The 25,247-nt window shown below is 38.2% G+C and carries 29 protein-coding genes and 3 pseudogenes; 21 read left to right on the top strand and 11 right to left on the bottom strand.

Going from position 1 to position 25,247, the window contains the following annotated elements:
• Nucleotides 1-684 precede the first annotated feature (684 nt).
• The 4 genes from potA (at nucleotide 685) to potD (ending at nucleotide 4,680) form a co-directional block, all read left to right on the top strand.
• Nucleotides 685-1,794, top strand: a complete 1,110-nt coding sequence (gene potA, locus PR675_RS14670; RefSeq protein WP_004917339.1) for a spermidine/putrescine ABC transporter ATP-binding protein PotA — start codon at nucleotides 685-687, stop codon at nucleotides 1,792-1,794.
• A complete protein-coding gene (gene potB / locus PR675_RS14675) occupies nucleotides 1,781-2,644 on the top strand; it encodes a spermidine/putrescine ABC transporter permease PotB (RefSeq protein WP_004917336.1) in 864 nt (287 codons plus the stop codon). Before potA ends, potB begins: the two co-directional genes overlap by 14 nt.
• Entirely contained in the window at nucleotides 2,641-3,417 is a 777-nt protein-coding gene (potC, locus tag PR675_RS14680) for a spermidine/putrescine ABC transporter permease PotC (protein ID WP_004917333.1), read from the top strand. The genes potB and potC overlap by 4 nt, the downstream gene beginning before the upstream one ends.
• A 213-nt stretch (nucleotides 3,418-3,630) precedes the next feature.
• Nucleotides 3,631-4,680: a spermidine/putrescine ABC transporter substrate-binding protein PotD gene (gene potD / locus PR675_RS14685; protein WP_014657409.1), complete on the top strand. Its 1,050-nt coding sequence runs from the start codon at nucleotides 3,631-3,633 to the stop codon at nucleotides 4,678-4,680.
• Nucleotides 4,681-4,808: 128 nt separating this feature from the next.
• Here potD and PR675_RS14690 read toward each other — a convergent pair whose 3' ends face one another.
• The gene (locus tag PR675_RS14690; RefSeq protein WP_060561450.1) at nucleotides 4,809-5,366 is read right to left on the bottom strand and encodes an NADPH-dependent FMN reductase; all 558 of its coding nucleotides are present in this window, start codon (nucleotides 5,364-5,366) and stop codon (nucleotides 4,809-4,811) included.
• Between the two features lie 291 nt (nucleotides 5,367-5,657).
• On the opposite strand from PR675_RS14690, the gene PR675_RS14695 reads away from it, so the two are divergent.
• Together PR675_RS14695 and PR675_RS14700 are read left to right on the top strand one after the other, a co-directional pair.
• Nucleotides 5,658-5,993: a tRNA-binding protein gene (locus PR675_RS14695; RefSeq protein WP_004917327.1), complete on the top strand. Its 336-nt coding sequence runs from the start codon at nucleotides 5,658-5,660 to the stop codon at nucleotides 5,991-5,993.
• A gap of 69 nt (nucleotides 5,994-6,062) precedes the next feature.
• Nucleotides 6,063-6,773, top strand: coding sequence for a helix-turn-helix transcriptional regulator (locus PR675_RS14700; protein ID WP_014657412.1), 711 nt, complete (start codon nucleotides 6,063-6,065; stop codon nucleotides 6,771-6,773).
• On the opposite strand, the gene PR675_RS14705 is transcribed toward PR675_RS14700, so the two are convergent.
• Entirely contained in the window at nucleotides 6,760-7,128 is a 369-nt protein-coding gene (locus PR675_RS14705; protein ID WP_004917323.1) for a DUF1992 domain-containing protein, read from the bottom strand. The two genes, PR675_RS14700 and PR675_RS14705, sit on opposite strands and share 14 nt — an antisense overlap.
• Nucleotides 7,129-7,590: 462 nt before the next feature.
• Here PR675_RS14705 and PR675_RS14710 point away from each other — a divergent pair, with 462 nt between their 5' ends.
• A complete protein-coding gene (locus tag PR675_RS14710; protein WP_060561449.1) occupies nucleotides 7,591-9,162 on the top strand; it encodes an AbgT family transporter in 1,572 nt (523 codons plus the stop codon).
• A gap of 124 nt (nucleotides 9,163-9,286) precedes the next feature.
• Here PR675_RS14710 and PR675_RS14715 read toward each other — a convergent pair whose 3' ends face one another.
• Nucleotides 9,287-10,180: a pirin family protein gene (locus PR675_RS14715; RefSeq protein ID WP_014657413.1), complete on the bottom strand. Its 894-nt coding sequence runs from the start codon at nucleotides 10,178-10,180 to the stop codon at nucleotides 9,287-9,289.
• A gap of 25 nt (nucleotides 10,181-10,205) precedes the next feature.
• The gene (locus tag PR675_RS14720; protein ID WP_004917316.1) at nucleotides 10,206-10,496 is read right to left on the bottom strand and encodes a GNAT family N-acetyltransferase; all 291 of its coding nucleotides are present in this window, start codon (nucleotides 10,494-10,496) and stop codon (nucleotides 10,206-10,208) included.
• A 198-nt stretch (nucleotides 10,497-10,694) separates the two neighbouring features.
• Here PR675_RS14720 and PR675_RS14725 point away from each other — a divergent pair, with 198 nt between their 5' ends.
• Nucleotides 10,695-12,377, top strand: coding sequence for an inositol phosphate phosphatase SopB (locus tag PR675_RS14725; protein WP_060561448.1), 1,683 nt, complete (start codon nucleotides 10,695-10,697; stop codon nucleotides 12,375-12,377).
• 436 nt (nucleotides 12,378-12,813) lie between these two features.
• Here the strand turns inward: PR675_RS14725 and PR675_RS14730 are convergent, their stop codons facing one another.
• Nucleotides 12,814-13,221 carry a DUF2628 domain-containing protein gene (locus PR675_RS14730; RefSeq protein WP_004917310.1) on the bottom strand — a complete coding sequence of 136 codons (408 nt, stop codon included), beginning with the start codon at nucleotides 13,219-13,221 and terminating at the stop codon, nucleotides 12,814-12,816.
• A 781-nt stretch (nucleotides 13,222-14,002) separates the two neighbouring features.
• On the opposite strand from PR675_RS14730, the pseudogene PR675_RS14735 reads away from it, so the two are divergent.
• From PR675_RS14735 to PR675_RS14740, 3 genes and pseudogenes are all read left to right on the top strand, one after another.
• A pseudogene (locus PR675_RS14735) lies at nucleotides 14,003-14,554 on the top strand (integrase core domain-containing protein); the annotation flags it as partial.
• Nucleotides 14,547-14,669 (top strand): RNase A-like domain-containing protein, encoded by a 123-nt coding sequence (locus tag PR675_RS21030; RefSeq protein WP_223854879.1) that lies wholly within the window; start codon nucleotides 14,547-14,549, stop codon nucleotides 14,667-14,669. The pseudogene PR675_RS14735 and the gene PR675_RS21030, both read left to right, overlap by 8 nt.
• A gap of 18 nt (nucleotides 14,670-14,687) precedes the next feature.
• Entirely contained in the window at nucleotides 14,688-14,954 is a 267-nt protein-coding gene (locus PR675_RS14740; RefSeq protein WP_127891332.1) for a contact-dependent growth inhibition system immunity protein, read from the top strand.
• Nucleotides 14,955-15,368: 414 nt separating this feature from the next.
• On the opposite strand, the pseudogene PR675_RS14745 reads toward PR675_RS14740, so the two are convergent.
• Both PR675_RS14745 and PR675_RS14750 read right to left on the bottom strand, forming a co-directional pair.
• Nucleotides 15,369-15,640 (bottom strand): annotated as a pseudogene (locus PR675_RS14745) (transposase); the annotation flags it as partial.
• Between the two features lie 390 nt (nucleotides 15,641-16,030).
• On the bottom strand, nucleotides 16,031-16,189 hold the full coding sequence (locus tag PR675_RS14750; RefSeq protein ID WP_071821189.1) for a SymE family type I addiction module toxin: 159 nt from the start codon (nucleotides 16,187-16,189) through the stop codon (nucleotides 16,031-16,033).
• Here PR675_RS14750 and PR675_RS21035 point away from each other — a divergent pair.
• The gene (locus PR675_RS21035) at nucleotides 16,151-16,357 is read left to right on the top strand and encodes a VENN motif pre-toxin domain-containing protein (protein WP_050979604.1); all 207 of its coding nucleotides are present in this window, start codon (nucleotides 16,151-16,153) and stop codon (nucleotides 16,355-16,357) included. The two genes, PR675_RS14750 and PR675_RS21035, sit on opposite strands and share 39 nt — an antisense overlap.
• Nucleotides 16,315-16,908, top strand: coding sequence for a hypothetical protein (locus tag PR675_RS14755; RefSeq protein WP_060561446.1), 594 nt, complete (start codon nucleotides 16,315-16,317; stop codon nucleotides 16,906-16,908). Before PR675_RS21035 ends, PR675_RS14755 begins: the two co-directional genes overlap by 43 nt.
• A gap of 245 nt (nucleotides 16,909-17,153) precedes the next feature.
• On the opposite strand, the gene PR675_RS14760 is transcribed toward PR675_RS14755, so the two are convergent.
• Nucleotides 17,154-17,330: a SymE family type I addiction module toxin gene (locus tag PR675_RS14760; protein WP_072197233.1), complete on the bottom strand. Its 177-nt coding sequence runs from the start codon at nucleotides 17,328-17,330 to the stop codon at nucleotides 17,154-17,156.
• A 136-nt stretch (nucleotides 17,331-17,466) separates the two neighbouring features.
• Here PR675_RS14760 and PR675_RS14765 point away from each other — a divergent pair, with 136 nt between their 5' ends.
• Nucleotides 17,467-17,847 (top strand): hypothetical protein, encoded by a 381-nt coding sequence (locus tag PR675_RS14765; RefSeq protein WP_036942868.1) that lies wholly within the window; start codon nucleotides 17,467-17,469, stop codon nucleotides 17,845-17,847.
• Nucleotides 17,848-17,949: 102 nt separating this feature from the next.
• On the opposite strand, the gene PR675_RS14770 is transcribed toward PR675_RS14765, so the two are convergent.
• Together PR675_RS14770 and PR675_RS20915 are read right to left on the bottom strand one after the other, a co-directional pair.
• Nucleotides 17,950-18,087 carry a hypothetical protein gene (locus tag PR675_RS14770; protein ID WP_157849600.1) on the bottom strand — a complete coding sequence of 46 codons (138 nt, stop codon included), beginning with the start codon at nucleotides 18,085-18,087 and terminating at the stop codon, nucleotides 17,950-17,952.
• A 79-nt stretch (nucleotides 18,088-18,166) separates the two neighbouring features.
• Nucleotides 18,167-18,314, bottom strand: a pseudogene (locus PR675_RS20915) (helix-turn-helix domain-containing protein); the annotation flags it as partial.
• A gap of 30 nt (nucleotides 18,315-18,344) precedes the next feature.
• Here PR675_RS20915 and PR675_RS14775 point away from each other — a divergent pair.
• The 6 genes from PR675_RS14775 (at nucleotide 18,345) to PR675_RS14800 (ending at nucleotide 22,563) form a co-directional block, all read left to right on the top strand.
• On the top strand, nucleotides 18,345-18,587 hold the full coding sequence (locus PR675_RS14775; RefSeq protein WP_060561445.1) for a hypothetical protein: 243 nt from the start codon (nucleotides 18,345-18,347) through the stop codon (nucleotides 18,585-18,587).
• Between the two features lie 18 nt (nucleotides 18,588-18,605).
• On the top strand, nucleotides 18,606-19,817 hold the full coding sequence (locus PR675_RS14780) for a VENN motif pre-toxin domain-containing protein (RefSeq protein WP_232006188.1): 1,212 nt from the start codon (nucleotides 18,606-18,608) through the stop codon (nucleotides 19,815-19,817).
• Nucleotides 19,814-20,044 carry a hypothetical protein gene (locus PR675_RS14785; RefSeq protein ID WP_060561443.1) on the top strand — a complete coding sequence of 77 codons (231 nt, stop codon included), beginning with the start codon at nucleotides 19,814-19,816 and terminating at the stop codon, nucleotides 20,042-20,044. The genes PR675_RS14780 and PR675_RS14785 overlap by 4 nt, the downstream gene beginning before the upstream one ends.
• A gap of 324 nt (nucleotides 20,045-20,368) precedes the next feature.
• Nucleotides 20,369-20,818 (top strand): hypothetical protein, encoded by a 450-nt coding sequence (locus PR675_RS14790; protein ID WP_060561442.1) that lies wholly within the window; start codon nucleotides 20,369-20,371, stop codon nucleotides 20,816-20,818.
• A 361-nt stretch (nucleotides 20,819-21,179) separates the two neighbouring features.
• Nucleotides 21,180-21,377, top strand: coding sequence for a hypothetical protein (locus PR675_RS14795; protein ID WP_060561441.1), 198 nt, complete (start codon nucleotides 21,180-21,182; stop codon nucleotides 21,375-21,377).
• A gap of 985 nt (nucleotides 21,378-22,362) precedes the next feature.
• Entirely contained in the window at nucleotides 22,363-22,563 is a 201-nt protein-coding gene (locus PR675_RS14800; RefSeq protein ID WP_052038330.1) for a hemagglutinin repeat-containing protein, read from the top strand.
• Between the two features lie 261 nt (nucleotides 22,564-22,824).
• On the opposite strand, the gene PR675_RS14805 is transcribed toward PR675_RS14800, so the two are convergent.
• The gene (locus tag PR675_RS14805) at nucleotides 22,825-23,283 is read right to left on the bottom strand and encodes a DUF6097 family protein (RefSeq protein WP_040132479.1); all 459 of its coding nucleotides are present in this window, start codon (nucleotides 23,281-23,283) and stop codon (nucleotides 22,825-22,827) included.
• Nucleotides 23,284-24,044: 761 nt separating this feature from the next.
• Between PR675_RS14805 and PR675_RS14810 the strand changes: the two genes are divergently transcribed.
• The gene (locus PR675_RS14810) at nucleotides 24,045-24,410 is read left to right on the top strand and encodes a hypothetical protein (RefSeq protein ID WP_195848403.1); all 366 of its coding nucleotides are present in this window, start codon (nucleotides 24,045-24,047) and stop codon (nucleotides 24,408-24,410) included.
• Nucleotides 24,411-25,247: the final 837 nt, after the last annotated feature.

Below are 25,247 nucleotides of genomic sequence, written 5' to 3' on the forward strand. Positions count from 1 at the left end.
TAAATTGTTAAAGACCAAAATAAGCACACATTAGAAATAATAAATATCGCGTGTCTATCTTGATAAGATGATTATATTCAACGAGATGTGGTGAATAATATGATTTCGATTAATATTATCGATATTACATTTGATTTAAGTTAGAAACTTGCCGAAGGTCACAGAATAATAAACATCGGTTTATTTTGGTTATATGTGATGAATATTATCGGCTATCTATTTTTGACATTCAGTTGTAAAAATGGCATTGAGAATATGACCAAATCGATATCATTTTTATTTTTAATGTTTGGATGTTTTCGATTGTTCTAGCCTATATTTTATTGAACTATAACAAATACTTTGTTGCTTTCTGTTATGAACAATGAAAAGCTAACTTAAGTGTGGCTTTATGTTGTTTTACAATGGCTTATTGCTTAGTGTAACTATGGTTAAGTGGCTTGTTTTTATGACAAAGGGAATTCTTTCATTGCGTTTTCATAATGAAATGCAAACAAAGTACTGAAAATGGCTTTCAATTTACACAAACAGTGTTTATCATGCACCACTTAATGAAATTTAAATGGCGCTACTGGTTTTGGGCTTTGCTGGGGAAGTATGAAGAGTAAATCTCCGATAAGCTTACACAGTCTTTAACGGTAGCGGTTCTATCTGCATTATTCATAGGGATAGAGTGTAGCATAAATGACTGAGACAACCTCTCTGACACCACTCGTCGAATTGAAAGCACTTAATAAAGCTTTCGATGGCAAACAAATTATATCCGAGCTTGACTTAACCATCCAAAATGGTGAGTTTTTGACCATTTTAGGCCCTTCTGGCTGTGGCAAAACAACGGTTCTACGTTTAATTGCCGGCCTAGAAGATGTTGATGAAGGCAAAATTATTCTTGATGGTCAGGATATTACAGATATCCCTGCTGAGCAGCGTTTTGTGAATACGGTATTCCAAAGCTACGCTCTGTTCCCGCATATGACCGTTTTTGAAAACGTTGCTTTTGGTTTGCGTATGCAGAAAACCCCTGCTGACGAGATCCAAAAGCGAGTTGATCAAGCATTGCGTATGGTGCAGTTGGAGGATTTTGCACAACGTCGACCAAATCAACTCTCTGGTGGGCAGCAACAGCGCGTTGCGATCGCCCGTGCCGTCGTTAATCGTCCAAAAGTCCTTTTGCTGGATGAGTCTTTATCCGCACTTGATTATAAGCTACGTAAGCAGATGCAAAATGAGCTAAAAGCGCTGCAACGTAAATTGGGGATCACCTTTATTTTCGTTACCCATGATCAAGAAGAAGCCCTTGCAATGTCAGATCGTATTATTGTTATGCGTGAAGGCAAAATTGAGCAAGATGGCTCGCCGCGTGAAATTTACGAAGAGCCTAAAAACCTCTTTGTGGCTCAATTTATTGGTGAAATCAATATTTTTGATGCAAAAGTCTTATATCGCATTGATGAACAACGTATTCGTGCCAATGTTGAAGGGCATGAATGTGACATTTTTACCACTTTACCTGTCCAAGAAGGCCAATCGGTTCATGTTTTATTACGCCCGGAAGATTTGCGCGTAGAAGAGGTGAACGATGCAGAAAACTATCCCGGTTTAATCGGTTATGTGCGTGAACGTAACTATAAGGGAATGACGTTAGATTCTGTGGTAGAGATGGAAGATGGCAAAATCATCATGGTCAGTGAATTCTTCAATGAAGATGACCCAGATGTAGACCACTCCTTAAACCAAAAAGTTGCTGTAACTTGGGTTGAAAGCTGGGAGGTGGTACTGGATGATCAGGCGTAAACACAAGATCTTACAAAATGTCATTATCACGGGCGTGGTGGCATGGCTATTACTCTTTGTATTTTTGCCTAACATCATGATCATTGGTACGAGCTTTTTAACACGCAGTGATACCAATCTTGTTGATATGATCTTTACATGGGATAACTACATCCGTTTGTCTGATCCCATGTATGCTGAGGTGATGCTCCACTCGTTGAATATGGCGCTGATCGCCACTTTCTTCTGCTTAGTTATCGGTTATCCTTTTGCCTTTATTTTGGCGAAATTACCTAAACGCCTACAGCCTTTAATGCTCTTTTTGTTGATAGTGCCTTTCTGGACTAACTCTTTAATTCGCATTTATGGGCTAAAAGTGTTTTTGAGTACGAAAGGGTACTTGAATGATTTCTTGCTGTGGATAGGGCTTATCGATAAGCCGATACGTCTGATGTATACACCTGAAGCGGTTGTGTTAGGGCTTATCTATATTTTATTACCCTTTATGGTCATGCCGCTTTATTCCAGTATTGAAAAGTTGGATAAGTCTTACTTAGAAGCCGCAAGAGATCTCGGTGCTAACAAACTCCAGACATTTGTGAAGATAATTATTCCATTGACTATGCCTGGGATTATCGCCGGCTGCTTACTTGTTTTACTGCCAGCGATGGGGCTGTTCTATGTTGCGGATCTGATGGGGGGAGCGAAAAACCTCTTGATAGGGAACGTTATTAAGAGCCAGTTCCTAAATATTCGCGATTGGCCGTTTGGTGCGGCAACCAGCATCTTCTTAACGGTGATGATGGGGCTGTTGCTGTATGTGTATTACCGAGCTGCTAAGCTATTGAATAAAAAGGCATATGAAGAATGATCGGTCGCACGTTACGAGGTGGCTTTATGGCCATCGTCTACGCTTATCTTTATATTCCAATTATCATTTTGATTGTGAACTCGTTCAATGAATCGCGTTTTGGGATCAGTTGGCAAGGTTTTTCAACCAAATGGTATGAGCTGTTAATCAACAACGATAGTTTGTTGCAAGCGGCAGGACATTCATTAACGATGGCGATTATTTCTGCCACGTTTGCGACAATTATCGGTACGTTAACGGCAGTTGCACTGTTTCGTTATCGTTTTAGAGGGAAACCCTTTGTCGGTGGTATGTTATTTGTTGTGATGATGTCGCCGGATATCGTTATGGCCATTTCTTTACTGGTATTGTTTATGCTTTTAGGGGTTTCGCTTGGTTTTTGGTCGCTACTGTTTTCACACATTACTTTTTGTCTACCTTTCGTGGTGGTTACCGTCTATGCGAGGCTGAAAGATTTTGATGTGAAAATGCTAGAGGCAGCGCGTGACCTTGGTGCGGGTGAATTTACTATTTTACGTAAAATTATCCTGCCGTTAGCGTTTCCTGCGGTCGTGGCAGGCTGGCTATTAAGCTTTACCTTATCGATGGATGATGTTGTGGTCTCCTCCTTCGTTACAGGCCCTAGCTATGAAATTTTACCGCTGAAAATCTACTCGATGGTAAAAGTGGGCGTTTCCCCAGAGGTTAACGCATTGGCGACTGTATTGTTGATCATGTCGCTAGTATTAGTCTGTTTGAGCCAGTGGGTGATGAGAGATAAATTCTCGAAATAGCTCAAATAATTTTTTGTGTTGTAAATGTCGCGAGCTATTGGGTTCGGTAGCTCGCATACTTAATGCCATTTGGCGAAGAGGGTGAGCTCTAGATGAGCTTATACGATATATATACGCAAGATAATTCAAGCGATTAGCGGCTAAATAAAGTCATTAATGGTCACTTGAAATATGGCGAGTATAAGAAAACACTTTGTTGAGGGATGCTCAGTAATGAAAAAATGGTCCTATCTACTAGCGGCTGGCTTAATGGCTGCAAGTATTGGCACGGCAACCGCCGCAGACGAAAATAAAGACGTACTGTATTTCTATAACTGGACAGAATATGTTCCCCCCGGTTTATTAGAGCAATTTACTAAAGAAACTGGGATCAAGGTGATTTACTCCACCTACGAATCAAATGAAAGTATGTACACCAAGCTTAAGACCTATAAAGAAGGGGCTTATGATTTGGTCGTTCCTTCTACTTATTTTATTTCTAAAATGAGTAAAGAGGGGATGCTACAAAAAATCGATAAACAAAAACTAAGTAATTTTAAAAACCTAGATCCAAATTTACTGTATAAAGAGTTCGATCCACAAAATGATTTTTCCGTTCCTTATATTTGGGGAGCGACGGGGATCGGTATTAATGGTGAGGCCGTCGACCCAGGCTCAATCACCTCTTGGGCCGATTTTTGGAAACCTGAATATAAAAATAGCCTGTTAATGATGGATGATGCACGAGAAGTATTCCAAGTTGCACTCACAAAACTCGGTTATTCAGGTAACACAACCGATCCTAAAGAGATTGAAGAGGCTTATAAAGAGTTACAAAAACTACGTCCAAATATCCTTGCATTTAACTCTGATAACCCAGCAACGCCGTTTATCGAAGGTGAGGTTGATGTCGGCATGCTGTGGAATGGCTCAGCCTTTGTTGCTCGCCAAGCAGGTTTACCGATTGAAGTGATTTGGCCAAAAGAAGGGGGAATTTTCTGGATGGATAGCTTAGCTATTCCAGCCAATGCGAAAAACCCTGAAGGGGCACATAAGTTGATCAACTTCTTATTACGTCCTGATATTGCAGCACAAGTTGCCGAATCTATTGGTTACCCAACGCCAAACCTTGAAGCGAAGAAAATGCTACCACCGGAAATTGCTAATGACCCGTCTCTTTATCCAAGTGAAGAGGTATTGCAAAAAGGGGAATGGCAAAGTGATGTTGGCAATACCAACATTATTTATGAAGAGTATTTCCAGAAGTTAAAAGCAGGACGTTAATCAAACCAAAAGGCACCGTAATGAAGCCCCCAACGTTATGGGAGTACTTCATAATTACGGTGCTTTTTTGTTGTTAATACGGATTATAGCCGATAAAAGTAGATGTTGTTTATTCTTATATCACTCAATTAGTTGGCAACATTTCGGATAACAAACTGGCAATAAGTATCCACCCACGCCTGAATAAATGCTTGGCTTTTCGGCGCAAAATTATGTTGTTCATCAACCATACCTTCAAACCATTTCAAATAACATTCAGGTTGATTCATGGTTGGCATATTTAAAGATGCTAGACAGACACGCAAGTGCTGCTGCGCAATTGCAGTACTGATATTGCCTGTTGATACCCCTAAAATGCCTGCTGGTTTACCATTCCATGAATTATTCCCCGCAGGGCGCGATGCGTGGTCAATCGCATTCTTTAATACACCCGGGATTGAACGGTTGTATTCAGGCGTGACAAAAATAATCCCATCACACTCGGCAATTTGTGATTTAAAGTTAGCGACAACGCTGGGTAGCTGTTTATCGGCATCTTGGTTATATAAAGGAAGCTCACTGATATCGAGAAAGTTAAATGTGAAATGATCAGGGAAAAGCTTCACTAAGGCTTCTGCAACTTGGCGGTTGTATGAGTTTGTGCGTAGACTGCCAACGATGACACCAATTTTATATTGATTCGACATAATTAAACCTTCTCTAGTGTGAATGGATGCTTCGCTGATATATTTTAGCGCTTTATCACTCTATAAAGCCAATTTTGGATATATAAAAACAGCGGGTAATCAAAAGCAGGCAGGTTATTATCGGTTTATAGTACTTATAACTATCTGAATAACTAAAATAAAATCGACCAATCAATCTGTATCATTTTCCATGACGGTTTGGCGACAAAAAATGCGTGTTTAGCAATAAAAGCCTATTTCAATTTTGTGTTAGCCTAAAAGTCTATTAATAACTAAGTTCAGGTAAGGTTTATGCAATTCATTGAATGGGATGATTTTACTCGCGTTGAAATGCGCGTTGGCACAATTATTAAAGCAGAAGTGAACAGTAAAGCTAAAAAACCCGCCTACGTGATGGACGTCGATCTGGGTGAATTAGGTGTGAAGCGCTCAAGTGCACAGATCACTGTAAATTACACCCTTGAAGAGCTGATCGGCAAACGAGTTTTATGTGTTTGTAATTTTGAGCCTAAACGTATTGCCGGTATTAAATCAGAGGTTTTGATCACAGGTGCACCGGATGAAAAAGGGGCGATAGTACTTGCTGAATTTAATCTACCGTTGCCTAACGGGGCATTACTTGCCTAAGTGATCAAGTGCATTTTTCCCCCTAAAAGGGCTATACTCCTCCTATTACCAGTAAAGAGGAGTGCGCTTTTGTTATTGCCTGAATTACATTATCGCCAATATTCCGAAGATGTGATTTCTCATCAACACGATGAGCAATGGCAGGTTGTCTTTGCGTTATCGGGGGGCATGGAAATTAATATGCATCGGCAGCATTTTCTATTAGCGGCGGGAAATGGTGTGGTCATTGCACCTGGTGTAAGTCATGCATTTAGCGGTCTATCAGGCAACCAAAATTATGTTTTAGAGATGCCAAGCACGTCTCCATGGGCACTTGATGACAAAGCAACGTCTTTTTCGCTAACTCCCGCTGCTATTGGGCTATTAAATTGGTTGCAGCGGTTTCCTCAACCCCTCGAACAACATACGACCATTGCAAAATTGCTGCTTGCTCAAATGAAACCTGAAGAGCAGTGGATTGATGGGGTGACCCGATGGATTGATGCACGCTTACATCTTCCACTCAGTTGCCAAGATATGGCGAATGCGTTTTGTATGTCAGTAAGTACGCTACAACGGAAAATTAAAGCGGCGACACAACTCACCGCAATGCAATTACTTGTACAAAGGCGCATGGAAGCGGCTTGCCGCTTGCTGATGACGGCGAATTCAATCGAGCAAGTTGCATTGTCTGTAGGCTATGATTCACACTCGGCTTTTAGCCAAGCATTCCGCCAATACTATGGTAAAACTCCTATGGAATATCGAACAGGAGCTATCAAGTTATCTATTCAGGTTTAAAACGCTGGCGGATATGCGCTTCATACTCACCATGTAAAAAATCAGTATTGATATTCGCTTGTTTAAGTTTGAGCTCTAATAAAGAAAGTTGCTTACTTAGAGGCTGGTAATTAGGATCATCATGAGCAAGCCCTTTTAGCATATCGACCAACGTGAGTGCATCTTTTCGGTACTGTAATTCGGGGGGCAAATACCCTGAGTTTTTTAAAATACGATAACCCGCTCGTAATTCAGGTGGAACTTGGCTATCGTCATCAAGTAAAAGCGGTTGTCCTTCGCCTTTCAGATTTTTTAGCTCACCTTTATTTAACGCTTCTTGAATATGGCGTTCTGCCCAATCATCAATAACAGACATAATGGTTTATTTAGTTGAAAAGGATAAGCTGATTATAACAGCGATGGCATAAAGATAGCTAAAATAGGGAAATAAAAATATTACATGGTTTATTATTCTTTGTGTAATTAGTAGGGAAAACCTAATCATGAATACGGATATTTGGAGGTGATTTTCTACTAAAAAGACCAAAAGTCAGGCTATTTAACGCTTAAAAAGAGAATAAATTACTCAGTAAATAGTGAAAAACTGTTATCTGAACCACATTTTCATTAATTATCGGTGTTTTTTATTTAAAGGGTAAATTAATTATTTATTTAAGTCATGATGACTTTTAATTCTATATTTTATGATTAAATTTTAATAGGGATGGGGTTTCAATCTAAAAATAAATAAATTGTTGAATCAGCGTTATATTTTTGAAAATAGCTAAATGGCAAAACATTGTGTAATGTCCATTTCTCTTGTTTATAAGGAGAAAATATGGAACAAAAAAAACAAGATGGGAGCCGTTTGTTACGCACGGTGGAATGGTTAGGCAATGCCTTACCTCACCCAGTCATTTTATTCATTATTTTAACTGCAATTTTATTGGTCTCCTCAGCAATTGGTCAATATTTTGGAGTCAGCGTTGCTGATCCACGTCCAGAGGGGGCAAAAGGGCGTGCTGCGGATGGGGTTATTCATGTTGTCAGTCTATTAGACGCTGAAGGTATCCGTAAAATCCTTTCTAATGTTGTTACTAACTTTACGGGCTTTGCTCCTCTTGGCACGGTGTTAGTTGCCTTATTAGGGGTTGGGATTGCTGAACGAGCAGGGCTTTTATCTGCGGCGATGCGTTTAGTGGTTATCAAAGCACCGCGTAAGCTAACGACAGTGGCAATTGTGTTTGCGGGGATCATGTCAAATACCGCCGCCGAATTGGGCTATGTAGTACTAATCCCACTGGCTGCGATTATCTTCCATTCACTTGGTCGCCATCCGCTAGCAGGTCTTGCCGCTGCCTTTGCAGGGGTTTCGGGGGGGTATTCTGCCAACTTATTATTAGGTACTGTCGACCCACTGCTTTCTGGTATTACCCAGCAGGCTGCGCAAATTATTGATCCAACCTATACAGTCGGGGCAGAAGCGAACTGGTATTTTATGTTTGCCAGTACATTCCTAATCACTATTTTAGGTTATTTCATCACTGAAAAAATTGTTGAACCACAATTAGGGCCTTACCAAGGTGGCGGTGTTGATGAAGATGAAGATAAATTACGTGCTGATGCTGAAGTAACCCCACTTGAGAAAAAAGCGCTGTTTTGGGCATCGGTGACCTTTTGGGGATTAGCCGCCATACTTGCCCTTATGGTCGTGCCAGAAAATGGTATTTTACGTAATCAAGAAACCGGATTAGTCAGTAATTCACCATTCTTAAAATCCATTGTGGTATTCATTTTTATCTTCTTTGCGATCCCAGGCATTGTGTATGGCTATGTCGCTAAAACCATGCGCTCTGATAAAGATATCGTAGATGCCATGGCAAACGCAATGAGTACTCTAGGATTATATTTAGTTATTATTTTCTTTGCTGCACAGTTTGTTGCCTTCTTTGGTTGGACAAATATCGGGCAAGTGGTCGCAGTGAAAGGCGCCAATTTCTTAAACAGTATCGATTTACATGGTGGTGTGCTGTTTATTGGCTTTATTATTATCTGTGCCTTTATCAACTTAATGATAGGCTCTGCTTCTGCTCAGTGGGCGGTGACTGCACCTATTTTTGTGCCAATGTTAATGTTAGCGGGTTATGCACCAGAGACAATCCAAGCGGCATACCGTATTGGTGACTCGGTAACCAATATTATTACTCCAATGATGAGTTATTTTGGTTTAATTATGGCTATCGTTGTGAAATATAAGAAAGATGCCGGGATTGGTACATTGGTCTCTATGATGTTGCCTTATTCAATCATTTTCCTTATTGGCTGGTCACTGTTCTTTGTGATTTGGGTATTTGTACTCGGACTACCCGTAGGTCCTGGTTCTCCGATTTACTTTACTCCCGCGAGCTAACTTGTTTTAAAGAAAAAGGTAGCGCAACTTCATTGGCTACCTTTTTATTATCTTTGATGGATATAACTTCAATACAAATATCAAACTTATTGAATAAACATTTTTACCGACTTGGTTGGCATATTTATGGCATTAAGGGGGATGGTGTCGGCGTACGTTCATCATTGATAACTTTACCAAACCGAGGGCTACCTTGGTTCCATTCTGCAACGGCTGCGGTGATTTCAGCTTTTGTGCGACCAATAAAATTCCACCACATCAAAACAGATTCATTCAGAGGCTCACCACCTAATAATAGAATGTGGCTATTGGCTGAAAGTTGTAGTGAGACTTGCGACAAGCCTTGGCCTAAATAGATCAACTCATTGTGATGACTGCGCTGTGAATCGATAATCGCATCCCCTTCGATAACAAAAATGCCATATTCAAATTCAGGGCGTAGCGTTAGTGATAATGAGTGATTATTGCGGGTGGTGATATCTAAGCCTAATAAAGAAGAAAACGATAATGTGGGGGCTTTATAAGAATCATACTCCCCAATGAGTAATTGATATTCGATATCTCCAACTGACCATTTGGGTAAAATAGGGTAATGATCAAAGCGAGGGGGCATATCTTTCACGGCTTCTGGTAGTGCTATCCATAGTTGTACGGCATGTAAATGGCGGTTTTCTCCATAGGTATCTTCGGAATGGCTAATTCCTTTACCTGCGGTCATTAAATTTACTTGGCCCGGGCGGATCACTTGTTCGTAGCCTAAACTGTCCCGATGTAGAATTTCGCCTTCAAGCATCCAAGTGAAGGTTTGCAGTGCAGTATGTGGGTGAGGCGCGACGCGCATACCAGCAGAGTCACCTTTAAATACAGTCGGGCCCGCATGGTCGAGAAAACACCAAGCACCAATTAAACGCCGTTGTTTTGTTGGTAATACCCTTGCGACAGGGATCCCACCAACATCTTTAATGCGTGCATGAATGTGCTGGAAATCTAGGTTATTTTTCGGGGTCGGTATGCTCATTTTTACCTCTTATCAATAAAACAGGTTAGTGGCGAATATCTTGGTATTCAGGTGTTTTATCAAAAATAGCTTTGGCGAATGGGCAAAGAGGAATAATTTTACGCTTTTCAGAACGCATTCTTTCAACGACTTTTGCGACCAATTGTTTGGCAATACCTTGCCCTTTTAAGCTTTCATCAACGACGGTATGGTCAATAATAGCGAGTTCGTCTCCGGTATAGACAAAGGTAATTTCAGCAAGACGAGTCTGTTTATCATCCGCTAAGATAAAGAAGCTGTGGTGATCCGATTGAATATTTGGCATTTGATGCTCCATCGTATAATCGTTTATCTTTTTTAAGCCTAGCTAAGCTTTTGGCTAAAGACAATGATGGGATTTTGTTGAGTTCTCTCAAATAATTTGATGGAGCTTATTTTTAAATTGTGATGATGAATAAAATAAACAATCGGTTTTTTATATATTTATAAGGTATTTCTCGATTGAATAGTATTTTTATTTCAATGGAGAAGCCATGTGTTTTACATAATAAAGTCAGATGAACCCCAACAATCAATTTCTCATGCCACATCCAGCGGGCAGGAGCAGTTAAGTAAGACATTTGCTTATAATATTGATTCAGTTAACAACACAATAAAAAGCCAAAAGCTTGTTAGAGAGGCAATAAAAACACCACCTCGTGGTCAAAGTTCAGTGGAGAGAAAAAATAACCTCATTAAAGTAACTCAAAATAAAAGCGATCTTATTCGTTTCCAGCAGGAGCTGCTCAGTACCGCAGAAAATATATTGAAACACGTTGATTTATCCACGGAAGTGTTAGCTACAATATCGGATAAATTAAAGCAGTTAACGTGTGAACCAAACAGACTAATTCAATCAAGGGAATTGTTGCAGGCTAAAAAATTCGAAGAAAAATTAATTAAAATTATTCATCATGAAATGCTCAATAGTAATAATAGAATCTCTTTAAAAGATGTTGGGAAACTTTTTCAAAAAGAGCTAAGTAGGCATCTTAATAATAAAGATTGGCATACAATAGAAACAGCATTGAGTTATGGAAATAGCCAATATTCATTTATCTTAACTCCCGCATCTCAAATGAAATATTGTGGTGATAATCACGAGATATTTTGTGACAACAGCTATAAAGGGAAAGGTATTTGTTCGAAATCAGCAGAAGAGACGACCCACGCTGTTAATTTATGGCTTTCAGAGGTTAAAGATAATAATCAATCCACTTTATTTAGTGGGATCCGCCACGGAGTATTATCGCCTTACGCCCTTCCTGAGCGCAGTGCCGCACGTCTACAAGGCGCTAAAAATAGAGCAAAAGAGGTCGTGATGGCTGCGCTGTTTGCAAAGCCTGAATTGTATAAGAGAGCATTAAATCATGAAGAGGTGACATTGCGGATCGCTTCAAGCTCTTTACTAACATATTTAGGTAAAGAGAAAGGGATGCTTGATGATCAAGTTGCTGCTTGGAAGATGTTAAATAACGATGGCGTTATCAAACTGAATATCAAAAATGAGAAAGGCGAAGCCCAAGAAGTTAAAGTTAAACTGGATATTGCGATATTCAACTTTGGCGTTAATGAACTGGCATTTTCCATCCCGAAGGTGATCAGCCAAAATGATAATTTAAATAAAACCGCTTTAGCCCAAATATTAGGGTGTAACTATCTTATTAATAATGAAGTGGGGGGATGGGTAGGTCACTATTTATCTGAACATCCTCATGCTAGTAATAGGCATAAAGTAGAAGAGTTATGTCAGCAGATAAAGGAAATATGGAAGAAAAAATCATATCGTTATGATGGTAATGAGCCTTATAAAATAGCACAACGTATCGCGATGTTAGCTTACGAAATTGGTGCAGTGCCTTGCTGGAATTGCAAAAGTGGTAAAGATAGAACAGGTATGCTGGACGCAGAAATCAAGCGGGAAGCTATCAATTATCATCAAGGTTATAGTTTGAGTAAGCCAGGCGCTAAGTTGACGAATGAAGAGAAAAAATTATTCCAAGGTGTTTTGCTATATAGCGGTAACAAAGAAGTACAGGAATGCAATACTGGCGTTGCAGGTAATAAAGTCACCAAAGATCTACCATTCATGTTAAGACCACTTGCATTATCTTATAAAACACGTATTGGTGATGAGGTTATTCGGCGACAGGTACAAGGGTTTTCATCTTTAGTTTAATATTATTAATGCTTTTTGAGGTTGATCATAGATGAAGGGCATATTTGTGTCCTTTCATCATTGAGGAATTGCTATTTACAGTAGGTTATAATAAATGTTCAGCTTTACTTATGTATTTATTGGCGATGTTCTGTGGCATGAAAAAATAGATATTCATATCACTATGACAATAAATACCGCATTGTCGCCGTCGATATTTTCTAAAGCACGCTGGGTTATGAATGGGCGGAATACCGTTACGATATTCTTGTAAATACCTCATTTATAACACCGTCAATTTGTAGAGTATTTATGCTGCATTTCGATACTCACAAGCATCTAAAATAATCTTCAAGTTTATTTATTGTTATAATGCTGCATTTTACATGCAGCATTATTGTATGGAATAAAATCCTATTGGGATTGGAGGTAGGTTATAAGCGGATAACTTATTGATTTAATATAAGCTGAATCCTTCAAATGGGTTCCAGCCATCAAGGCCTTTGACTTTTTTTAGGTAATAAGCATAGTTTGCAGTAAATCCCCACATGAAAGATACCCCTAGAGATATAGCTGTCCAAACTGGTCTGGGGAATTCTCTACCTATAATAAGTTCAATGGTTGCAAAAAGCATGGTGATACATAAGCTTATAGCTAACAAGATTAGAGCTTTTTTCCATAATCCTACAATTGCAAAATAGATAGGTCCAAAGAAGTAAGCAAAAAAATTAAACATAATAAGAAAGCGAGCAAAATAAGGTTGCTGCTTTATGGCAGCTTTGTGTTCAGGGGTTTTTGGTGCTCCATATGTATCAAAAAATGCAAAACGTTTTTGCCATTTTATAGGGTATTGCTTAGTTTCCATTACTACTCCATCTGTATTAGAATTAAAAAACGATGGATATAATACGATGTTTTCCTATTTAATGTAGTGGCAATTGAACACAATTTATTAAATAAGAGAATATTCTTAACTATACATGGAGTTAATTTAATTTATTTACCTCACGAATAGCCCTGATATAGGTTGACAACTCTTCAGGTATAAAACGCTCGATGAACTTGATTGGGCGGTTTATAGTTTAATGAAAAATGTCTTTCATTGAGCATTGAATATTATTATGGATTTTCAGATAGTTCGATGAACAATACTGTAGCCCTCGATTTGAGTGATGGATTATAGGGATTGTTGAACTTTGTCTTTTTAAGATTCGAAGTAACAATTTCTTTACCATATTCATTTTCATGTTGCCATCTAAATGATAACCAGCGATTTTTTTTTCGTGAATAAGCATTAGTAACTAGGTTTAAATAAGTAATATCAGCTACCCCCATTTTTTCCTGAATAACTCAGCTTTACGCTTTTTTGATAAGCGAACACTAAAATCGCTATCCATGACTTTGATAACGGTTTTAAAAATGTCAACTTTAAGTTATAGAACGTGGTTCATCTTAATTTTCTTCTTTCGGTAGGCTACTGTTCATGTCCACTTTCCCTAAAATAAGACAGCTATAATTAGATTTTCTGCCCTAAAATTTGCAGAGGTCATGATGAAAAAAGCCCGTTTTACTGAAACTCAAATCGTTAATATTTTAAAACTCACTGATTCTGGCATGGAAGCTAACGATATTAGCTAGCAGTAAGTGAAAAAAGACCACTAATAATTGAGAAAACACCGAATATTCATTGGGCATTGGATTTTATGCATGATGGTTTATATTGTGGTAGCCGATTTCGAACATTGAATATTATTGATGAAAGAACGCGAGAGTGTCTGGCAATTGAAGTGGATACGTCATTGCCTGCTGAACGAGTTATTAGAGTGCTTGAACGCTTGAGAGTCGACAGAGGGCTACCGAAACAAATTCGCATAGATAATGCTCCAGAGCTAATTGCTGTTAATTTATTGAACTACTGTGAAAATAATCAAATAGCGTTATGCTATATTCAATTCGGTAAGCTACAGTAAAATGGCTTTATCGAGCGTTTTAATGGTTCGTTCCGCCGTGAGTTTTTGAATGTTTATTTATTTGAATCGTTGAGCCAAGTTAAAGAATTAGCGTGGTATTGGCAGCAGGATTATAACTTTAGCCGAACGCATGAAAGTTTAAATCACCTCCCACCGAAGGCTTATCGTAAACAGTTAGAAAACTCTAGTTTAGGATGTCTTAATCAATGGGGAGTGGACTATAGGTAGAGTTATCTATAGAGGACAAACGAAATCTATTGATTCAAATAAAATAGTGATTGTAATAGATAAAGATCCACTAATACCGAATGGTTATCGTATTCAAACTGCGTATCCTCACTAGTGTAGGGAAATGATGAATATGGAAAGAATTAATTATTTATTAGGCTGTTATTTTCATCAAGATTGGGACTGTGAAGCATCTAGTGATATAGAGGCATTAAATAATTTTGTAAGAAGAGAAACATCTGAATCTATTTTGAAGTTAAAAAAAGAACTATCGGAAATAATAAAGTCAGGAAAAGAGTTACCTGAAAAATATTTGTATGAACACAATTGCTATTATATACCCTCAGAAGATGGATTGACTATATTGGAGTGGTTTAAAAAACTTCATGATGCACTATGAGATTAGGATAGCCCTGATAAAGTTTTCCTTAAAATCTTACTCCCATTCAGTTTGCTGGATAATCAACAGTCTGGCTTGGCGAGTGAGAGGGTAGTGACTTCCTATATAAAGGGTTATATATCATGTTGTTACTGATAATAATCAGTTGAGTTTTCCTCGGTAATGGACGTAACTCACAGTATACTATCTGATTTTGACAACTTTTTCTTTAGTTGCTTGGCTAGCAATGTTGGAAAGCACATTGAGCATGGTGTGAAGTGGTCAATAAAAACTGACCACGGTTTTAGAGCTTTTCTAAAATAATCGTTCCGATTCATTGGGTGTTAAACCGCCATTATATTGATGCGGCCTAAGTTGACTGTAAGATACTATAATGAATAACTTCCTGTCGAGCTTCAATTACATGGCGGTAGCCTTCTTTAAGATCTCATTATGCTCTTCAAGGCGAGCAATTTTCTTTTTCAGTTCACGAATTTCGACTTGTTCTGGTGTCATCGGTGAGGTTTTTGGTAAAATACTTTTGCGTTCTTGTTTTAGTTGCCGAACCCATTTGTCCAGAGTAGGGTGGATTTACCTATGCCCATGGCGTTAGCAGCTTCGAGCACGGAATAGTTCTGGCCAAGCACAAGTTGAGCCGCTTCAAGTTTAAATTCCGCACTGAAATTACGTCGAGTTTGCTTTGTCATTGTTATCAATTGTTAAGTTATGAGGTGTATAGTAACACCTCTATTAAGGTGGCCAAATTAACGATGCCACTTCAGACAAAGGATGGGAATGAAAGTAATTAATTACTTTTTAATTATATCTATGTGCTACTCATTTGGTGCTTTTGTTATGTTTTTATTACTTAAGCTCATTATCGAAGTAATTAGATATATGAAATTAAATGTTTTTGTTATTGATATTCCTGTTATTAAGGAATTAATAATTTTAGGTGTAGTTTTAGGAGTGTTCACTGGCTGCGTACATATGTTCATTGTTTACAAGAATCATAAGCGGCTTAAATGATGTTTAATGTATACTTATAAATCGATCAATAGCTCCCATTTTTGTATTCAGGGAGCTATTTAGCCACTTTAGCTCTTCAATCCCCCCTCAGCCTGTCGGATAATCAACTGTCCGGGTTGGCGAGTAAGGGTAAAGAGGCTCCCCACCTCAAATCCTATCTCTTTCAGCCACTTACCGCTTAAAGTGAGTTGTGGGCTGGGGTTCGGTTTACCGCGGTTGGCGGCGATACGTCAAGTGCGGCGAATGCCGGTCAGGCAGGCAAAACGACGGTTGAGAATAACTCAATGTCTGGTGTTGGGCTCGGTGGAAATCTAGGGTTCTGGCTTGCTGATATAAAAGATTGCGATCAAAATTGCAAAGCGGAATTGCTAAAGGAATTAATGATGGTAATTTAGAAACATCAGGATATGCTGCTGGTGTTACTGGTCTGGGCTTATACTCAGGAACAGGACTTATTGTTGCTGGTATAGGTGGAAGTGCTAATTACCTCATTCAGTTATCTGGAGATAAACCCATTAATTACACTGATGTACTCATTGCTACTCACATAGGTGGAATTACTAAAAACTCTAATCTTTATGGTGTCGTAAGGGGGAATGTTTTCGGTGGCGGCCTTTCAAGTGAATTAAAAGGTGAAGATCCATTGCTAGGCGCTGGAACGTCTGGAATTAGTTCAGGAATTGGTTATGGACTAGGCGGTCTCATAAAGTGGGGTGGTAATCAATGGGGATTTCATAAAACTAATGGTTTTGAACCTAAATATAACCCTAAATTACAAGGTGGTGCGAATAAAGGGCAATTAGGGTTATCAAAAGATTTATCACCAGCAGTACTGCCTGGGATCGGAGGGAATGTAGGTTCATCTTTAACGACTGAAATCACTAATAGCCAAGCCCAAGAAGCAATTAAAAAAGAGCAGGAAAATGCCAATGAAGCACAGAAATAGTAAAGGATTTTTTCTTCTTTTTTTAACTTCAATGTGGGCTATTGTAATTTTTGCTATGGGGGTCTTTTCATTTTTTTTTGCAGAAAGTTATACATGGCTACTGATGAATACAGAATTTACATTTTCATTTGAGTACATAAAAAAAGCATGCAAGCTAGCACTGGTATTAAGCCCAATGCTAGGAGTGGTGACCTACTTTATGTATAATAAATAGGATAATAGTTAATGAAGTGATTTAACTAACTTCACCCCTCAGCCAACTGGATAATCAACTGTTCAGCTTGGCGAGTGAGGGTAAAGTGATTGCCCACCGTAAAACCGATTGCATTCAGCCACTTACCACTGATGATCAGTTGTGGGCTGGGGTTGGATTTACCGCGGTTGGGGGCGTAACCCACTGTATACTGTCTGGTTTTGACCACTTCTTCTTTAGTCGTCGGTGTTTTTACACGACAATCACGCTTTTAAAGTTGATGGTTACTGGTTTAGGGTTACGAGAGATGCTAAAACAGGAGAGATAAGTAATTCATTTATAACAATGCCACTTAGGAGTATCCAATGAGTAGTATAAATATAAATTGGTTAATCAATACGAAAAAGCACGTAATAGATAGTGGTGGAGTAGACTTATATTATTTACTTGAAACCATGCTAAGTGAGCAAAAAATGAGTTTTCAACAATTTATTTATGATGCATCAAGAGGGATAGGCTGTGTTGTCTCTGAAGGGTTAGTATATGTATTAGATCAAGATTTAGATGATCCAAGCGAGTTTGATGGTGCTTGTTTTATCCTTGGTGACTATGAAAGTTCGACGCTTTCACCTCAGAAATTTGTTGAGTTAATGCGGGTCATAACGGATAGTTATATAACTGAGCATCCAGAAAATAAAGAGACAATAGAACGCTCTATGGTGAGACTTAAAGAACGCTATACTTGATATTGACGTAGTTTTACTCCCCTCTGCCAGTGGGATAATCAACTGTCCGGTTTGGCGAGTGAGAGTGACGTTGCTGTTCACTGTAAATCTCTTATCTTTCAGTTACTCATTGATTAAGATGAGTTGCGGTTTGGGGTTGGGTTTACCGCGGTTGGGGGCGTAACCCACTGTATACTGTCTGGTTTTGACCACTTCTTCTTTAGCTGTCGGTGTTTTTACACGACAATCGCGCTTAGCCATGGTGACTACTCCTTTAGTTGCACTGGTTAGCCATGTTGGGGTGTTCCCGCACCTGAGCATGGTGTTATCTCTAATTATTTTATCCAATCAATCGCTTAGCCTGATGTTTTAAAATCAACGCATCCAAAAATCGATGTCACTGATTTTAACTCTTCTTCGTCTATCTGTTTGACCGCTTCAAACTTCAGTTCATTTCGCGGCTCACACTCGCTTTTTTTAAATGACAGTGAATGCCCATGAAAAACTGAATATCATTTTTGAGAAAGAGAGAGCAGAAGCGGATAGAGCAGAATCAGTTGATTGGGGAAATAGGTCAGCAAATCATGGATGTGGCGTTGACGGGGGTGAAAATTCGCGCTATAGAAGCGGTGAATAAAAATCATCCTACTTTGATGGGGAAAGCGCGAGAGGATGCTATTCAGGCTGAAATCAACGACTCTGGCTGGCAAGTCGGTGGAGACAAACGGCGCATAGTCGAATCAGGTACGGCGTTAATCTAAGGGTTAGTGAATGGTGATGTGAACAAAGCAGTGGCGAATGCCAGTGCGCCGTATATTGGTCAGCAGATAAAAGATGATAAAGCCAACGTTGCGGCCCACGGTATTGCGAATGTTGCATTAGCGCTGGCAAAAGGTAAAAATGCAGGAGCACAATCGTTAGGAGCGATGACCGCCGAAGCGGTTGGTATGTTGTCGAAAGAGCTGTATAAGAAAGATGTTAGCCAGCTTACCGAAGAGGAAAAGGCGACGGTGAGTGCGTTTGCGAGTCTGGCAGCCGGTATTGCGGGTGGTTTAGTGGGCGGCGATACGTCAAGTGCGGCGAATGCCGGTCAGGCAGGTAAAACGACGGTTGAGAATAACTATCTGAGTGCCAAACAAATCACATCTTGGGTTGATAAGTATGATAATGCATCCACCGATGAGGATAAAAAGAAACTAATCGCAATGGCTGAGAACTTGGATAAAGAACAGTTACAAAAAGCGTTAGATACAAAAATTTCTAAAGATTATTTAGAGCAACAAAAGAATGAACTCACTGCATTGTTAAATTCAGGCAACTGCAATTCAGATTGCCGCTATATCGCACAAACAAGCATCAATCAATTGACCCCAATCATTGATAACTATGGTGATTTAGAAATAACAAATAAAATTCCTAGGGCTGCAATAGCAACAATTACATTAGGTTTGCCAATGATGAGTAAAGCGGTTAGCCCCTATGTATCCAGTTGGTTAGGAAGTACTTCTGTCGCTAATCGTGTGATAGGGGTAACAACCACAGGCACGGCAAACTTAGGAATGCAGGGATATAACATTTATAAAAATCCTGAAAATACTGATTTTAGTTACGCAAATTTCGGAACGTCATTATTAACAGGGGGGATCACACCAGGAATGGGATATTGGGGTACCGTCACAACCAATACAACAGGAGTTGGAGTCTCAAGCTTAATTGATGGTAAATCTCCTTGGCCTTCGATGGGTGGAGCATTTATCGGTTCATCGGTAGGCTATGGTGTTGGTCTAGGGACTACACATGTTTTAAATAACAAATTGAATCCATGGTCAAGTGGGTTCAAGGAAAGGTACTTAGTAGAAATGCCATCTATATCGGCACCTCCGACTATATCATCTGTTCCTAGCATAACTGGAAGTACAATTGGAGCTATTGGCTTTGAAGCAGCAAATGAAATAGTTATAGAAACATTAAAACCAGAGGATGGGAAATGAAAATATTCATATATTTTTTGCTTTGGTCTTTAATTATGTTTATAGCCATTTTTTTCACAGTAGTTGTAACTAAGCTTTTAATTAAATTAGTTTCATATTTTGAAACAGACTCGTTTACTTTTGGAGCAAAGGACTTCATTGATGCTATAGAAATAGGATGTATTATGGGAACATTTTTAGGAGCTGTGGTCTGTTTAGTTACTTATCTTGAATATAAAAAACGCTAATATTTTTTACTAAGAGATCCCAGCCCCATACTGGGATCTCTTTAGCTGCCTTACTCCCCCTCAGCCAGCCGGATTATCAACTGTCTGGCTTGGCGCGTGAGGGTATAGTGACTTTTCACCTAAAGTTTCTTATTTTTCATCTGCTTATCGATTAATGTGAGTTGTGTGCTGGGGTTGGGGTTACCGCGGTTAGGGACGTAACCCACGGTATGCTGTCTGGTTTCGACCATTTCTTCTTTATCTGCTTATGTTAGAGTTTGCGAAGAAAAATTCACCATTACCGCAATGGGATGCAGGGAAAGGCGAAAAAACTGGAGAAAAATAATGTCTAACGAAATTTTATTTCCAATTAAAAAACTTCCTCAATTTGAAGATATGCTGAATAATATCGTTGATGGATTTAATAATTTCTCTTTATCTACAAAGAAATTAACTATAGGCATATCCGCTAAAAAGGGGCTAAATTTAGTCGATAAGTTTATCTATATACATGACCATCAATATGATTATTTTTGTTGGGTAAGTTTCAATTTTATTGAAGAAAATTTACGCGATATAGAAGATACAGAGTACCCATACATAGGAAGTGTTTCCACAAGAGGTGAGACTAACTTAAAGTTTTCAATTTTGATTCTATATATAATAGCTAGCTCATTAAATTCAAGAATAATTTATGATGATGCTTATTTAGTCCAAGCGAAAGAGCCTTATCCGTGCCATGAATTAAAACCATTTGTTGAGCGTTACATTCAAGATCTTTATTCTGTTACTTAATTAAGAAGATCCCTGTGATACATAAAGATCTTCCTTAATGATCTTACTCCTCTTCAGCCAGCCGGATTATCAACTGTCCGACTTGGCGAGTGAGAGGAGCGTGACTTTCCACATAAAGCTTATATATCATGCAGTTGCTGATAATAATCAGTTGGGTTTTCTTCAGTAATGGACGTAACTCACAGTATACTATCTGGTTTTGACAACTTTTTCTTTAGTTGCTTGGCTAGCAATGTTGGAAAGTACATTGAGAATGGTGTTATCTCTGATTATCTTATCCAATTATGCGCTTAGCCTGATGTTTTAACATCAATGCATGCAAAATCGATGTCATCAATTTTAACTCCTTTGCATCCTAGTAATGATAAAAAAAATAGATGCCTATAGAAAAGGCTGCATTAAGGGAGGAAATGAAAATTTAAAAATGGTGGGGTTGATTAATAAAGCACCTTCGATACCGGAAGGGATAGCATTTATGCAAGTAGCTAGTATTCTAAAATCTGAAGGCGTTGCGGTAAGTGCTTGGGTTGAACGTATAGCTAGTGATTTATCTCACTAAATTTCTAATGGATGGATTATTGCTGTTATAACCATAGATAAAATGGTAAAAAGTTTTTTATTGATGTGGTTAGTAGGCTTGCTCCCCATTGTTGCAGTAATAGATCTATGGAAGAACAATATGTTAGTTCAGTAACTATGTTTGAAAAAACTTTATAGGTGAAGTGATTGTTCCTGAAGGATGGCAGACATGATTTTACAAATCGAATTTCCAGATAATTTATTTTTAAGTAAACTAGAACAGCAAAAAAAAAATACCTTGTCATATACAAATATCTAATAAATTTGAAATTATTTTTGAAATTGAATCAACAAGAATTATTGGAGAAGTGAGCGAATATAATAGGGCATTATTCGAACAAAGAGTTATAGCCAGAGCTGGAGGCAATTATATTTATAATGAACCATCTTTGATAACATTAAGCCGCGTTAGTAAAGGGGTGTATAGGGTCGTTGATCTCTTCGTTTTTTATAGCGATTTTGGATGGTGTTCAGTCATTGAAAACGGCGATTACATGGAGCCCCACCAATTTTGGGATAATGATGATGAAGATCCAGACTTTAAGCCATAAATATAAAGAGTAATTAATAGGAAATGTAGCTCGACTAAAGGAGCTATATTCACCTAACTACCTCGCTTCTTCGAGTACTCAGCCGGATAATCCACTATTTAGCTTGGTGAGTGAAGAGGGAGTGCTTAGCATCTAAAATATTAACTTAATAAACTAATTACTTCAGAGGATGAATTGCTGGCTGGAGCTGGAGTTACCTCGGTTGAAGGTGTAGCCTACCGCATATAATTTGGCTTTCCTCGCCGCCTCTTAAATGGTTTTTATTTTCTACCTTAGTTTTTCTCGCCAGAGCCGATAAAAAGACAACAGCAACTGGATGCCAATAAAAACATCACACTGACCGTAAAAAAGAATATTAACCTGACCAGTATCACTAAGAATGGTAAGAGTGAAAGTAAAAGCCGCTCATTTTGAGTGGGAATTGGTACGGATGATTTCAGTGCCAATGGGAGTGTGAACCAAGGCAAAGGTTTTGAGAAAGGCAATAGCCAGTTTTACACGGATAGTGAGGTCAATTCTGGTAAACAATTAACGCTACACAGTGGCAAAGACACCGACCTCACGGGGGGCAAACCCGTGGTGAAAGTGTTAAAGCGGATGTTGACGGCAATTTAACGGTCAGTAGCCAACAAATGAGCAACAAGCACGATTCGAAGCAAACCGGCAGCAGTGTAGGCGGAAGCCTCAGTTTTGCGGGCTGTGGCTCTTTGAGTCTCAATGCTCGCAAAACTGAGATGTACAGAGACTACCAATCATGCAGGTAAAGGAGGATTTGATATTACTATCGGCAATCATAGGTAATCCTCTCCACATTGATTTGCGTCACATTGAGCCATTAGGTATATATTGTCGTAAATTTACTCATAACTAATACTATCAGGACTCATTTTTTACTCTGGAAATAAACTTATCCACCAATCTCCCAGCTAGTTTTTCAGATTTTTTTTGTAAAAAGTAAAAATAAAAGATAGGCAAAAACATTAAAAAACAATAAAAAATAGTTAGCCAGTAATTTGTAACAAAAAAGTCAAAAACAGTATCAGAAATGTAACTAATATTTGTTGAAAACCATTTATCTAATCTTGTTGAGAATAAAAGTATAGCTAAAATTAATACAGGTAAAGCCATTATTCCCGAAAGGATATTAACCTTACGCTTAATTTTCACTACAGATAGATATTCATCGTCACTCATATAACGAGCAATATCTAGGAGTTGATCATTTAAGTCATCTCGGCAATCAAGTTTCACATCATTACGTTCTATTTCTTGATGCAATAGACGCAGTAACTGACTATTCTCTATAGATTTACCAAGTGCTGTTATTATTCCCATTTATATGTCCTAGAAATATCCAAGTTTTCCTAAAATTACGATGATAATTAAATACTAAAAGTAAGGAATAAAGCAACAGATTTTTAGTACGATAAATTCTTTTTATACGAAATGCTACAAGTCACTCTTGTTGCGTATTAATAATATCGTCATTTTCTTCATAAGCCTACTCTTTTAGATATTTTCTTGTTTTTATTTTAATCAAGCAAGGGGGAATAATGGAATATAATCCAATTTTTTGAAGTATTAAATGACAAAAAAGCAAAAAAGTTTATGCAGCTAAATTTAAGTAAAAAAACGTAGTATTGTGACAGGGCAAGATTATAGTTGTTATGAGTGAAGGTGTATTACCTATCTATGAAACCTCCCCTTAGTTTAAAAAAATTATCAGAAATAATAGAATGAAGTGAAGAGCTAGCAGACAGCTTTTATACGAACAGAATGGCTATTATAGGCCCATAAGAAAATGGAACAACCTTCTTAGGATGGTTTAAAAAATTCATGATGCTTTATAGCATTATCAAATCTGTACTTTAAATAGAATGTAGTTCATCTTAACTTCCTTCTTTCGGTAGGCTACCAGCCTTATGGGATAAAGATGGTACATTTAAAAATCTGGAATGTATGCCGCTAGATTAACCACGGCACTGGTATAAGATATAAAAATATCATGCTGAACAAATCATATGAAAGAGTAGATGGGGGGCATACAGTAAAAATGAGTATAAAAATAGAAAAGCTTTATAAATGAGGGATGGGCGGTGCAAGAATCATTAGTGGTTTTTGGCGATATGCCATTATCAGGTATTCAATTAAGATCTATTAAATATGATCGAGCGGTCCTATCACTTTCATTAATTAAGCCCGATGAGGAACTAAGTTTAATATTTGAGTGGATATATTCCTTTAGGGTAACAGATGAAGGGGATTTATTAAAAATGCTAGACCATTTCAATGGTCAGATGACAACTGGGGTTTATAAAGTTAAAAATTCATCCTATTTAGAATGGTTTCATGAGCAAAGTGAGAATATACATGATGATATTATAGAGCATTATTTAATTGTGACCCTTGATGAGGTTGTCGAAGTACTTGCGGCAGTGGAACCGATAATTAAAACGGTATGATATGTAGTAAATCCCTGGAATACAGTAAGTTAAGCCTGTAAGGGGCGGGAAGCACATTGATCCGTTTTTTCAGGTAATCACACGCTAAGAACTATAGTCATGACTATATCACACGACTATTTTATTGAATGTAGAATTGGTCTTTACTCAAAAATAAAAATGCGGCAACTCTAGTCAAATGGCATGATAACGGTCTAGCTGAGTGTATTTTCTGAGAGAACGGTGGGTCTGAGATGAATAACTATCTTAGAAAGCTAAATATGGTGTGATGGGATCTTCTGATATTAAAAAGTTAAAAGGCTTTGCAAAAAAACGATCAGTTGAAAGAGGTTTGTTCTGGCTTGAGTCTTGAACGTTAAATACTTAAACAATATGGCATACGCAGCCCATCAAAAACGTCAAAAGGCATACAACCTAGTTGTGGTTTTGCTAAATTTTAAGGTGATAATTTAAGATAATTAGATGATATCTATAGGATTACTTGATTGGAGGAAACCACTGTAGAAGTGAAAGTGGTGCCGGACTCAGAATAAAACTCGCAGTATAATTTATTGATATATATGTAATTATCGAAATCCAAAAACATTAGAGCCCCCGTTAGGGCCCCAAGATGTTTTTGTATTGATTTTGAAGTCGAACAGGGTACTTTTCTGTCGCACCCCAAATTATAGTTTGGGTTCGTAGCACGGAATCGTACTCGTTACCAACTTCAAGGTGACTTTTTAACATCACTTAATAATTTTAGCATAACTTTACCATATTAATATTCTCCATTGACATTGGTTGATAATAGTAGAGTTCAGATAACGCCATCTAGAGGGTATCAAAGAAAACTCT

Source organism: Providencia sp. PROV261 (assembly GCF_028477945.1).
GTDB classification, from domain to species: domain Bacteria; phylum Pseudomonadota; class Gammaproteobacteria; order Enterobacterales; family Enterobacteriaceae; genus Providencia; species Providencia stuartii.

Coding starts and splice junctions, on each gene's coding strand:
- potA (WP_004917339.1), top strand. CDS start 685: ATGACTGAGACAACCTCTCTGACACCACTCGTCGAATTGAAAGCACTT.
- potB (WP_004917336.1), top strand. CDS start 1,781: ATGATCAGGCGTAAACACAAGATCTTACAAAATGTCATTATCACGGGC.
- potC (WP_004917333.1), top strand. CDS start 2,641: ATGATCGGTCGCACGTTACGAGGTGGCTTTATGGCCATCGTCTACGCT.
- potD (WP_014657409.1), top strand. CDS start 3,631: ATGAAAAAATGGTCCTATCTACTAGCGGCTGGCTTAATGGCTGCAAGT.
- PR675_RS14690 (WP_060561450.1), bottom strand. CDS start 5,366: ATGTCGAATCAATATAAAATTGGTGTCATCGTTGGCAGTCTACGCACA.
- PR675_RS14695 (WP_004917327.1), top strand. CDS start 5,658: ATGCAATTCATTGAATGGGATGATTTTACTCGCGTTGAAATGCGCGTT.
- PR675_RS14705 (WP_004917323.1), bottom strand. CDS start 7,128: ATGTCTGTTATTGATGATTGGGCAGAACGCCATATTCAAGAAGCGTTA.
- PR675_RS14710 (WP_060561449.1), top strand. CDS start 7,591: ATGGAACAAAAAAAACAAGATGGGAGCCGTTTGTTACGCACGGTGGAA.
- PR675_RS14715 (WP_014657413.1), bottom strand. CDS start 10,180: ATGAGCATACCGACCCCGAAAAATAACCTAGATTTCCAGCACATTCAT.
- PR675_RS14720 (WP_004917316.1), bottom strand. CDS start 10,496: ATGGAGCATCAAATGCCAAATATTCAATCGGATCACCACAGCTTCTTT.
- PR675_RS14730 (WP_004917310.1), bottom strand. CDS start 13,221: ATGGAAACTAAGCAATACCCTATAAAATGGCAAAAACGTTTTGCATTT.
- PR675_RS14740 (WP_127891332.1), top strand. CDS start 14,688: ATGGAAAGAATTAATTATTTATTAGGCTGTTATTTTCATCAAGATTGG.
- PR675_RS14765 (WP_036942868.1), top strand. CDS start 17,467: ATGAGTAGTATAAATATAAATTGGTTAATCAATACGAAAAAGCACGTA.
- PR675_RS14770 (WP_157849600.1), bottom strand. CDS start 18,087: ATGGCTAAGCGCGATTGTCGTGTAAAAACACCGACAGCTAAAGAAGAA.
- PR675_RS14785 (WP_060561443.1), top strand. CDS start 19,814: ATGAAAATATTCATATATTTTTTGCTTTGGTCTTTAATTATGTTTATA.
- PR675_RS14790 (WP_060561442.1), top strand. CDS start 20,369: ATGTCTAACGAAATTTTATTTCCAATTAAAAAACTTCCTCAATTTGAA.
- PR675_RS14795 (WP_060561441.1), top strand. CDS start 21,180: ATGATAAAAAAAATAGATGCCTATAGAAAAGGCTGCATTAAGGGAGGA.
- PR675_RS14805 (WP_040132479.1), bottom strand. CDS start 23,283: ATGGGAATAATAACAGCACTTGGTAAATCTATAGAGAATAGTCAGTTA.